The sequence below is a fragment of the Streptomyces sp. NPDC057638 genome (genome assembly GCF_042800315.1).
Lineage (GTDB): Bacteria > Actinomycetota > Actinomycetes > Streptomycetales > Streptomycetaceae > Streptomyces.
This window is the reverse complement of the sequence record NZ_JBHVHF010000282.1, coordinates 1-10748: the sequence shown is the minus strand read 5'-3', so window position 1 is coordinate 10748 and position 10748 is coordinate 1. Positions and strand designations below refer to the sequence as shown.

General features: G+C 73.3%; 6 protein-coding genes. All 6 read left to right on the top strand.

Features of this window, described 5'->3' with window-relative positions; translation table 11 throughout:
- Positions 1-251: 251 nt before the first annotated feature.
- The 6 genes from ACFVIM_RS28015 to ACFVIM_RS27990 all read left to right on the top strand — a co-directional run bounded on the left by ACFVIM_RS28015 (position 252) and on the right by ACFVIM_RS27990 (position 10673).
- Positions 252-1196, top strand: a complete 945-nt coding sequence (locus tag ACFVIM_RS28015) for a S1 family peptidase (protein ID WP_384306876.1) — start codon at positions 252-254, stop codon at positions 1194-1196.
- Positions 1197-1438: 242 nt separating this feature from the next.
- Complete coding sequence (locus ACFVIM_RS28010) at positions 1439-2458, top strand: methyltransferase (RefSeq protein ID WP_384306873.1); 1020 nt, start codon at positions 1439-1441, stop codon at positions 2456-2458.
- Positions 2459-2600: 142 nt separating this feature from the next.
- Positions 2601-5519, top strand: coding sequence for a hypothetical protein (locus tag ACFVIM_RS28005; RefSeq protein WP_384306870.1), 2919 nt, complete (start codon positions 2601-2603; stop codon positions 5517-5519).
- Positions 5520-5631: 112 nt separating this feature from the next.
- The gene (locus ACFVIM_RS28000) at positions 5632-6324 is read left to right on the top strand and encodes a S1 family peptidase (RefSeq protein WP_384306867.1); all 693 of its coding nucleotides are present in this window, start codon (positions 5632-5634) and stop codon (positions 6322-6324) included.
- Between the two features lie 421 nt (positions 6325-6745).
- Positions 6746-7750 carry a serine/threonine dehydratase gene (locus ACFVIM_RS27995; protein WP_384306864.1) on the top strand — a complete coding sequence of 335 codons (1005 nt, stop codon included), beginning with the start codon at positions 6746-6748 and terminating at the stop codon, positions 7748-7750.
- A 571-nt stretch (positions 7751-8321) separates the two neighbouring features.
- Positions 8322-10673, top strand: coding sequence for a chitinase C-terminal domain-containing protein (locus ACFVIM_RS27990; protein WP_384306863.1), 2352 nt, complete (start codon positions 8322-8324; stop codon positions 10671-10673).
- The last annotated feature ends 75 nt before the right edge of the window (positions 10674-10748 follow it).

The following is a 10748-nucleotide window of genomic DNA, read 5'->3' as shown; positions in this document are numbered from 1 at the left end:
CCCCTCCGTCCGTTCCCACCGCGCGCCGCCCGCGAGGTCTCCGGGCCCGGGGCGCGTCAGGCTGGGTCAGGGCGCGGGGTGCGGCGCCGGGTCGGGATCCGCCGTCGCCCCCGCGCGAGCCATCCATTGACGCGTGCCCGCCAGGGTCGTATAGGGAGCTAAGAGGAGTGCGCCGGGGCCCAGCCCCACGCCGCACCGCGCGCTCGTCTCCCGCTCTTCCCGTCCCCGCACTGTCGGAGGATCACATGGCCATGGAGCGCTCACACTCCCGTCGACACAGACCCCGCCTCGGACGGCTGCTGACCGCCCTGGTGGGCGTCGTGGTCAGCGCCACCACCGTCCTGGCGCCGAACGCGGCGGCCCGCGCGGAGGCGCCCCCTCGGGCGTTCACCTCCGCCGAACTGACGGCGGTGGGCACCGCCCTGGGCTCCACGGGCGTCACCGGCACGGCCTGGTCGGTCGACCGGGCGTCCGGCACCATCCAGGTGCTGGCCGACGAGAGCGTCACCCCGGCCGAGCTCACCACCCTGCGGCGCGCGGCGGGCGACAAGGCCGCGGCCCTGCGGATCGAGCGCGTCCCGGGCACCTTCGCGACGCGCGGCCCGCACGGCGGCAGCGGGCTCGTGGACTACCTGGGGCGCCCGTGCACACTCGGCTTCAACGTCCGCATCGGGGGCATCTGGTACTGGGTGGGCGCGGGCCACTGTCTGCGGGACATCATCGGGCGGTATGTGTACGTCCGGGTCTGGCCGCCCGTGCCCCCGCCGCCCGATCCCTGGGGCATCGCGGAGCGCTACTCGTACCCCTTCAACGACTACGGTCTGGTGCGCTATGTGAGGCCGCCCACCGACACACTGGGCTCGATCCGGCTGCCGAACGGGCAGATCCAGGACATCACCCAGGCGGCCAACGCCACGCTGGGCCAGTCCGTCTGTTCCGTCGGTTCCACGACCGGGCAGCGCTGCGGCCGGGTCACCGGTCTCAACTACTCGCTGGCGCTTCCCGATGGCGTCATCCACGGCCTGACCCGGACGGACACCTGCTCCCAGGCCGGTGACAGCGGCGCGCCGCTCTACACGGGGACCACCGGTCTGGGCGTCCTCTCCAGTGGCAGCGGCAGCTGCACGACCGGCGGCACCAGCCTCTTCCAACCCCTCGTGGAGATCCTCACCGCCTATGGGGCCGCGGTCTACTGACCCGCGTGTCACGCCCTTCACCCTGGCCCGCCGTCCCACCGGGACGGCGGGCCGCCGTTCACCCGTCCGCGCTCCGAGAACACTCCGGTTCCCCGTGACCCCGCCCGCACCTCGGGTGACAGGCACGCCCGGCTCGATGGATCATGACGATCCCGCCGAGGAATGGCCCGGCTCCGCCGGGTCGGACCATCCTTGACGCCTCATCATCTCCCGGTGTTCTTCAGCGTAAGGAGCGCGTCATCGTGACACCCGAACCCCTCTCCTCCGTCGAGACCCTGCTCACCACCTACTCCTGGGACTACATCAGCGACCGCGCGCTGCACACCGCCGCCGAACTCGGTGTCGCCGACCATCTGAGTGAGGGCCCGGCCACCATCGAGACCCTCGCCCGGAAGACCGCCACCCGCGCCGACGCGCTGGCGCGGCTGCTGCGCCCACTGGTCGCCAACGGGATCTTCGGGCTGGACGAGGCGGGCCACTACACCCGCACCGAGTTCAGCGCCCTTCTGGAGTCCGACCATGAGGAGTCGCTCCGGGCCTGGTTCCGGCTGATGTACCGCGTGACCTACCGGTTCCTGGACGATCCGCTGGTGACGCTGCGAACCGGGCGGACCGCCTTCGAGGAGCGCTTCGGCGCCGCGTACTTCGACCACATGGCGACCCATCCGGAGGACGCCGCCGTCTTCCACGCCGCCATGGCCGGGTTCACCCAGCGCACCGCGCGGGCGGTGGCGGGCGCGTACGACTTCACCGGCGCGGGCCGGATGGTCGACGTCGGCGGTGGGCTGGGGCGGCTGGTCATCGAGATCCTCACCCGGTTCCCGGGGGCGACCGCGACCGTCTTCGACGTACCCGGTCAGGCGGCGCCCGCCCGTGCCGCGCTGGACGCGGCCGGGGTCGGTGAGCGGGCCTCCGTCGCCTCGGGGGACTTCTTCGCCGCCGTGCCCGAGGCCGACACCCATCTGCTCTCGTGGATCCTGCACGACTGGGACGACGAGCGGGCACTGACCATCCTCAGACGCTGCCGGGAGTCGCTGGCCACGGAGAACGGGCGACTGCTGGTCGTCGAGGCGGTGCTGCCGGAGCGGCCCGCGCCGGGGATGGCGGCGGCGCTCGACCTGGTGATGCTGTTCGGCCTCGGCGGACGCGAGCGTACGGAACGGGAGTACGCGGAGTTGCTGGCGGCGGCGGGCTACGCCCATACGCGCACGACCCGCCTGGGCCCGACGGGCATGTGCCTCCTGGAGGCCACCCCGGTCTGATCCCGCTGCGCCCTCCCTCCCACTGCCGCCGTCCCCCGGAGGGGTGGGAGGGAGTGCCTGGAGGGGCCGGGAAACAGGGGGATTCGGTAAGGGATGGCGGCATTCGACGGACGTGGCCGTCCCCGCTGACGAGAATCCCCCCATGCATACTCCAGGCGACGCGTCCCCCACCTGGCGGCCCCCGTCCGAAGTACGCAACACCGTCCGGGACAGCACGGTGGAGTACCTGGTCCAGGCCGGCCATGTCCAGGGCGACCTGGTGGTCAATCTGCCGCCCACCCGGTCCCCGGCCGACGACGCGGCCGAGGCCCTGGCCCGTTCGGTGCGCGCCCAGTGGTCGGCGGAGGTGGCGGCCCGGGAACTCGGCGCGACCGAAGGGGCGCTCGCCGTGCGCTGGCTCGCCCGCTGGGGCCCGTCCACCACGGTGAGAACCGGATCCGGCCCGCCCACCACCGCGGGAGGTGCGTCCGGCCCGCCCACCACCGCAGGAACCGGATCCGGCCCGTCCGCCTCCGTGGGGGCCGGGACCGGGGACGCGGTGCGGGCCGACCGGGCCGACGGGATCACCGAGACCCTGCTCGGCCTGGACATCCGCCGGCTGACCGTCCTCGGCGGACCGGGCTCGGGCAAGTCGACCCTGCTGGCCCTGGTGACGGTGGCCCTCGCCGACCGCCATCTCGGCGACATCACCCGAGGGCTGCCCGGACAGCGGGGGGTGCCGGTGCCCGTGCTGCTGACCCTGGAGTCCTGGGACGCCGAGCGGGTGGCGTTCCTCGACTGGCTGACCGCCCGGATCGCCGAGGACCACCCCGGTCTGCCGCTGGTCAACGGCGTCCATCCGGCGCGGCACCTGGTACGGGACGGCCGGGTGCTCGCCGTCCTGGACGGGCTGGACGAACTCCCCCCGCACCGCCGCGTCGCCGTGGTGCGCGCCCTCAACACCTCCCACCACGGCACCGGATGCGTCCTCGCCTCCCGGGTGGAGGAGTACCGGGCGCTCGGCACGCGTCTGACGGCCTCCTCGGATATCGAGGCCCTGCCGGTGCGCCCCCGGGACGCCGCCGCGCATCTGCTGCGCACCGCCGGGCCATCGCGGCACGACGCGTGGGGCCCGGTGGTGGACGAGCTCGCCGAGCGTCCCGAGGGGCCGCTGGCCCGCACGCTGACCAGCCCACTGATGCTCTGGCTGGCCCGGCGCGCGTACGGCACGGCCGGGAGCGACCCCGGTGAGCTGGTGGAACCGGTCAGGTTCGGCGAGCGGGAGGCCGTCGAGGTCCATCTGCTGGACGCGATCGTTCCGGCGGTCTTCGCCCCCGGCCCCCATGACTCGGAGCGGCTGTACGCGCCGGGCCGCTGGCATCCGGGCCGGGCCCGGGGCTGGCTCGGCTTCCTCGCCCGGGAGCTGGGGCGCCGGGACACCACGGAGTTCGGCTGGTGGCGGCTGCGCCGCTCGGCGGTGGCCCGGCTGCTGACACTGCCGACCCTGCTGGCCGCAGGAGTGCTGCTGACGGAGGCGGTCCTGGTGCTGACCCGCGCGGTCGCGGAGACGACGGGAGAGTGGTCGCTCGCCGTCGAGCGCGGCTACCTCACCGGTGGCTTTCTGATGGCCTTCGCCGTGCGCAACCTGGTCATCCTCTGGTCGGGTGAGCGGCTGTGGGAGCCCCGGCGCCGGGCCAACCCGCTGCGGGCGGGCGCGGCGCTGCGTTCGGTCTCGCGGTCGGTGGCGGCGGTACGCGGGCTGCGCACGGCGGCCACACTCATCATCCCGAACCTGCTCTTCCTGCTGATCAGCCTGGGGGTGGGAGGGGAGAACGCGGACGCGTTCATCGCGCAGTTCCTGCTGGGCTTCACCGTGACCACGCTGCTGACGCTGGTCCTCGCCGCGCCCGCCGACACCGTCGACGCGGCGACCCCCGACTCCCTGCTCACCAGTGAACGGCGCTCCACCCTCCTGTCCCTGCTGCTGATCGCCCCGGTGGTGGGCCTCGGCACGGGCGCGCACCGGCTGCTGACCGACGGCTCCCCCGCACAGGTCGCGGTCGCCGTGGCGCAGGGAGCCACGGGCGCGGCGCTGGTCCTGGTCGCGCTGACGCCCTGGTGCGTCTGGGTGGTCTCCAAGGCGTGGCTGGCGCTGCTGGGCCGGGTGCCGTGGTCGCTGATGGAGTTCCTCCGCGACGCGCACGCCGCCGGTCTGCTCCAGCGGTACGGAGGGGCCTACCGCTTCCGGCATCTGCGGCTCCAGGAGCATCTGGCGTCGGGCCGCCGGGAGGAAGCGCGGGTACCCGCCCCCCGGGAGCCCTCCCCCGCCGGGGCGGTCCCGGCGGCACACCGCCCCTTCTCCCCGGCCCCGCTCCAGGCCCCGTTCACGGGCCCGGCATCCCGTCGGCGGCAGGGGCGGGCGGACCCCGCGGCGCTCCTGCCCCAGCCGCAGTCCCGGCCGGAGCCGGAGGAGCCGCATTCCCAGCCGCAGCCGCGGCCGAAGCCCCCGCCCGGTCCGCGCGATTCCCTCCAGGCGCCCCCGCCCCTGGGTGAGACCCCCGGCTGGCGGGTGAGCGCCGATGACGAGCGGGCGTTCGCCGCCCGGGGCCGGATGCGGCGGACGCCCCTGGCCCACTGGCCGCTCTGCGCCGCGTTCGCGGCCCTGGCCCTGATGCGCACCGCCGCCCAGGGCAGCTGGGACACCTGGGCGGGCTGGGTGAGCGTGGTCTTCTGGCCCGTCTTCGCCCTGTTCATCAATCTGGTGTGGCTGGTGCTGCCCCGGGTCTCGCTGGCGCTGCGGATCGACCCCGAGGGCATCACGGTGACGCTGGGGCGGCGCTCCCACACCTACGCCTGGGCGGAGGTGGAGGACGTCACCGTGCGGCCGGTCCGTGCCCGGGGCCGCGACCAGCGGGTCTTCGGGCCCCATGTCCGGCTGCGGCCGGGCGCCGCCGAACCACCGCGCTCGCTCCGGCGGCGCGACGGCTGGCATCTGGTGCTCGCCCTCAACCTGCGCCGGGCCATGCCGCCTGACGTGGTGGCCGCGCTGACCCGGTTCTCCGGGGGGCGTTGGCAGGGATGAGCGCGGGCCGCGGGGGTTGACGTGTACTGGCCTATCAGCCGAGGGCACCGACCCCCACAATGGCCCTCCCCAGGGCCCGTGCCGCGGGCCCGGCGACGCCCCGGGAGGGACCGTGACCATCAGCATCCGCCGCGTGCCGCGCGCGGCCGTCCGCGTGGTGATCGCCCTGGTCTGCGTCGGGGCCGCGCTGACGGCGGCACCCGCGACCAGCGCGCGGGCGGGGGAGGGCACGGCCACCACACCGGCGGTCCGGGGCGGCGACGCGCTCATCGCCTCGGGCGCGCGCTGCGCGCTCGCCTTCAACGCCCGCCGGGGCACGGACACCTTCGGCGTCATGGCCTCCCTGTGCGCTCCGGCCGCACCCGCCGTCTGGTCCCACGCCACCACGGGCGTACGCGTGGGGACCAGCACCGGGTGGCCCGCGACGCGGGAGGTCGCCCTCGTCCACTACGACAACCCGGGCGTGACCTACCCGGGTGAGGTGGATCTCGGCGACGGCACGGTGCGGGACATGACCGGCGCCGGATACCCCTCCGCCGGTCAGCAGGTATGCCAGGCGGGCCAGCAGACGGGTCTGCGCTGCGGCCGGGTCCAGGCGGTGAACGTCACCGTCAACCTCGGCGGCGGGCTGATCCTCTACAACGCCGTGGCCACCACCATCTGCTCCGCCGCCGGGGACGGCAACGCTCCCCTGTTCGCGAGCGGTACCGCGCTCGGCTTCCGGGTGGGCAGCGGCGGCTCCTGCGCCACCTTCCATCTGCCGATCGCCCCTTCCCTCGCCGCCCTCGGGCTGACGGTCTACTGAATCCACCGCGCGCGGGCGGGGCGGCGGCGAGGAGCGCGCGAGCCGAAGGGGTCCCCATCACAGACGTACTATGACGAAAGGGCAGAAACCCGGGCAATCCATTACGGACGTACAGCGACAAGACGGCGGGAGCCGGACGGATGCCCATCGCGGACCAGCCACGACGAGCGGCGGGAGCCCGGGAGATCCCGCCACGGACGGACGGCGCGGGGAGCTCCGCCACGGACGAGCGGCGGGTTCCCGCGCGGCCCTCCAGCCCCCGGCGGCGTCGCGCGGTCAGCCACGCGGAGCCCGCGGTGTCCCCCGGCGGGACGCGCCCTGTCCGGCGTATGACACCGTACGGAGATCGTCACCCACCGCTCGGCCCGCGCCGGGGCCGACGGCCTCCGCCGGGTCGACCCCGTACCTCCTGGGGGAACCTGTGCGTCAACTCGGCTATCGCGAGATCGTCTCGGCCGCCGACCGGATCCAGGGGCGGATCCGGCCCGTGGTCCTCTCCCGGCTCGACCAGGGGGCCGTTTCCCTCCCGGAGGGGCAGGGGCCCGGCGCCAAGGAGCCGGAGATCTGGCTGGCGCTGGAGTTCCTCCAGCACACCGGGAGCTTCAAGGCCCGGGGCGCGGTCAACTTCCTGCGCGCCCACCGCGAGGCGGGCACCCTGCCCGAGGCGGGACTCACCATCGCCTCCGGCGGGAACGCGGGGCTGGCCTGCGCCTGGGCGGCCCGTGCCGAGGGGACGCGGGCCACGGTGTTCGTGCCCGCGACCAGCCCCGGCGTCAAGGTCGCGCGGCTGCGCGCGTACGGCGCCGAGGTCCATCTCGTCGACGGTGAGTACGCGGACGCGGCGCGAGCCTGCGCCGCGTTCGCGGAGCGGTCCGGGGCGCTGGCCGGACACGCCTATGACAACCCCTTCATGGCGGCGGGGGCCGGAACCCTGGTGGACGAGATCCTCGCCCAGGTACCCGGGCTGGACACGGTGATCGTGGCGGTCGGCGGTGGCGGGCTCTTCGCCGGGGTCGCCACCGCCGCGCACCACCATGGAGTGCGTACGGTCGGGGTGGAACCGGAACGCAGCCAAGCCTTCCACGCCGCCCTGCGGGCCGGGGAGCCGGTGGACGTGCCCGTCGGCGGGGTCGCGGCCGACGCGCTGGGAGCCCGGCGCGTCACCGGGCTGGCGCTGGCCGCCGCGCGGGCCGGGGACACCGTCTCCGTCCTGGTCCCGGACGACGCCATCATGGCGACCCGGCGGGCGCTGTGGGACCACTCCCGGATGGTCACCGAGCCCAGCGGGGCCACGGCGCTGGCCAGTCTGGCACTGGCGGGGACGGGTGGCGGGGGCTACGCACCGAGTCCCGGGGAGCGGATCGCGGTCGTGTTGTGCGGCGCCAACACGGACCCGTCCGATCTGGTCCGGCCGTCCGCCGACTGACGCCGGGCTGTCCGGGGCGTCCGGGTGCCTGGAGGGCCTGAGGGCGCCCGCGACCATCACCAGCCCCCGGCCCGTAGGCCCCCGGCCGTACGGAACCGAGCACCCCGGGCCGTACGGGGGAGGTGGGCGTCCCTTCGTACGGGCGGCTACGGCGCCTTGGCCGCCGGAACGGTCCCCCGGCCCGCGACGCCCGGTACGGCACCTCTTCTCCCTGGACCTTCGGCGCGGCCGGGGACGCCCCCCGCGAAGAAGAGACACGTGTCACCTTCGCATCATCACACAGGGTGGCATCTTCCTTCAGAACCACCACACACGCCCCATACGCCTGTTGACTCACTCACGCCCCAGGAGCCTCTCGCTCCCTGCGTATCTCCCCCGTCACGGGGAGAAGTTGCAGGTCCAGACCTATTGACCCTACTGGTCTAGTCCTTTTAATGTCTGCTCACCTCCGCGGAGCGGATCGGTGCTGGCGGTGCGCACGGCCAGCACCCGTTTCATCTCATCTCCTTTTCTGAGCAAGGCCGTTCTCCCCGCGCCTCCCCACGGCGCGGCCCCCCACCCAGGAGGAAGCGTGCTTTCCCCCATCCGTACCCGGGCCTCGCTGCTCGCGGCCGGCTCCGCCGCTGTCGCGCTGCTCGCGGGCTCGCTCTCCACGGGCGTCGCGCAGGCCGCGCCGCGCTCGGCGGCGGCGGCCAACACCCCCGCCGCCTCGCAGGAGTCCTGTCGCCCCGACGGTCTCTACTCGACCCCCGGGGTCACCGTCCCGTACTGCTCGGTCTATGACACCGAGGGCCGCGAGAAGATGGGCGCCGACCACCAGCGCCGCGTCATCGGCTACTTCACGGGCTGGCGCACCGGCAGGGACGGCACGCCCGCCTACCTGGCCAGTGACATCCCGTGGGAGAAGCTCACCCACATCAACTACGCCTTCGCCCACGTCGACGGCGCCAACAAGCTCTCCGTGGGCCCGGACGGTCCCACCAACGCCGCGACCGGGATGACCTTCCCCGGAGTCGCCGGGGCCGAGATGGACCCCGCCCTCGCGTACAAGGGGCACTTCAACCTCCTGACGAAGTACAAGAAGCGCTTCCCCGACGTGAAGACACTGATCTCCGTCGGTGGCTGGGCCGAGACCGGGGGCTACTTCGCGCCCAACGGTGACCGGGTGAACTCCGGCGGCTTCTACTCCATGGCGACCAACGCCGACGGCTCGGTCAACCAGGCGGGCATCAACACCTTCGCCGACTCGGCCGTCTCCTTCATCCGCCAGTACGGGTTCAACGGCGTCGACATCGACTACGAGTACCCGACCACGATGAAGGACGCCGGGAACCCGCTGGACTGGGCGCTCGCCAACGGCCGCCGCGCAGGCCTGGTCAAGGGCTACGCGGCGCTGATGAAGACCCTGCGCGAGAAGCTGGACCACGCGGGCGCCGCGGACGGCAAGCACTACCTGCTGACCGTGGCCGCGCCCTCCTCCGGCTATCTGCTGCGCGGTATGGAGACCTTCCAGGTCCAGAAGTACCTGGACTACGTCAACATCATGTCGTACGACCTGCACGGCGCCTGGAACGAGCACGTCGGTCCGAACGCCTCGCTCTTCGACGACGGCAAGGACAGCGAGCTGGCCGCCGCGGGGGTCTACTCCACCGCGCAGTACGCGGGCATGGGCTACCTGAACACCGACTGGTCCTACCACTACTTCCGCGGCTCGATGCCCGCGGGCCGTATCAATATCGGCCTGCCGTACTACACCCGCGGCTTCAAGAACGTCCAGGGTGGCACCAACGGTCTGTGGGGCAAGTCGGTGGCCACCACCTGCCCGGCCGGGTCCGGCCTGACCAAGTGCGGTGACGGTGCCGTCGGCATCGACAACCTCTGGCACGACAAGACCACCATGGGCGACGAGGCTCCCGCCGGGTCCAACCCGATGTGGCACGCCAAGAACCTGGAGCGCGGTGTGGTCGGCGACTACGTCACCCGCTACGGCCTGCCCGCGTCGACCACCCTGACCGGCACCTACACCCGCCACTACGACTCCACCCTGGTGGCGCCGTGGCTGTGGAACGCCCAGAAGAAGGTCTTCCTCTCCACCGAGGACGAGCAGTCGGTGGCCGCCAAGGCGGACTACGTGGTGCGCAAGGGCATCGGCGGCACCATGATCTGGGAGCTGGCGGGCGACTACCGCTGGAACGCGGCCAAGGGTCAGTACGAGGTCGGTGACACCCTGACCACCGCCATGTACGACAAGTTCAAGGCCGCCACCCCCTACGGCGCGAAGAAGTCCAACATCACCCTGCCGACCGAGGCCGTCAAGGTGGACGTGGACTTCCACAGCTTCGCGCTGGGCGACTCCAACTACCCGATCAGCCCCAAGCTGAAGATCACCAACAACACCCAGACCCCGCTGCCCGGCGGCACGGAGTTCCAGTTCGACTACGCCACCTCGGCCCCGAACAACGCCAAGGACCAGTCCGGCTTCGGCGCCACCATCATCCGCAGCGACCACACCGGCCCCAACGTCGGTGGCATCAAGGGTGACTTCCACCGGGTCTCGCTGAAGCTCCCGGCCTGGCAGACCCTGGCCCCGGGCGCCTCCGTCGAGCTGGACTTCGTCTACTACACCCCGACCTCCACCCCCTCCAACTGGACGGTGAACGTCGGCGGCAAGACCTACGCCCTCGCGGGTGACCTGGCGCGCGGCACGACCATCGTCGAGCCCAGCGGCGGCACCGGCGGCCCCGGTCCCGGCGGTCCGGGCGGCACCTGCACCGCTCCGGCCTGGACGGCGACCGGTGAGTACGGCACCAACACCACCGTCTCCCACCAGGGCCGCAACTGGAAGGCGAAGTGGTGGACGAAGGGCGACGCCCCCGGCACCACCGGCCAGTGGGGTGTGTGGCAGGACCTGGGAGCCTGCTGACGCCTCCCCCCAGTAAGCACCTGAGCACCTGAGACCCGGAGGCCCTCCGGCGGCGCGGATCCCTGACCCCGCGTC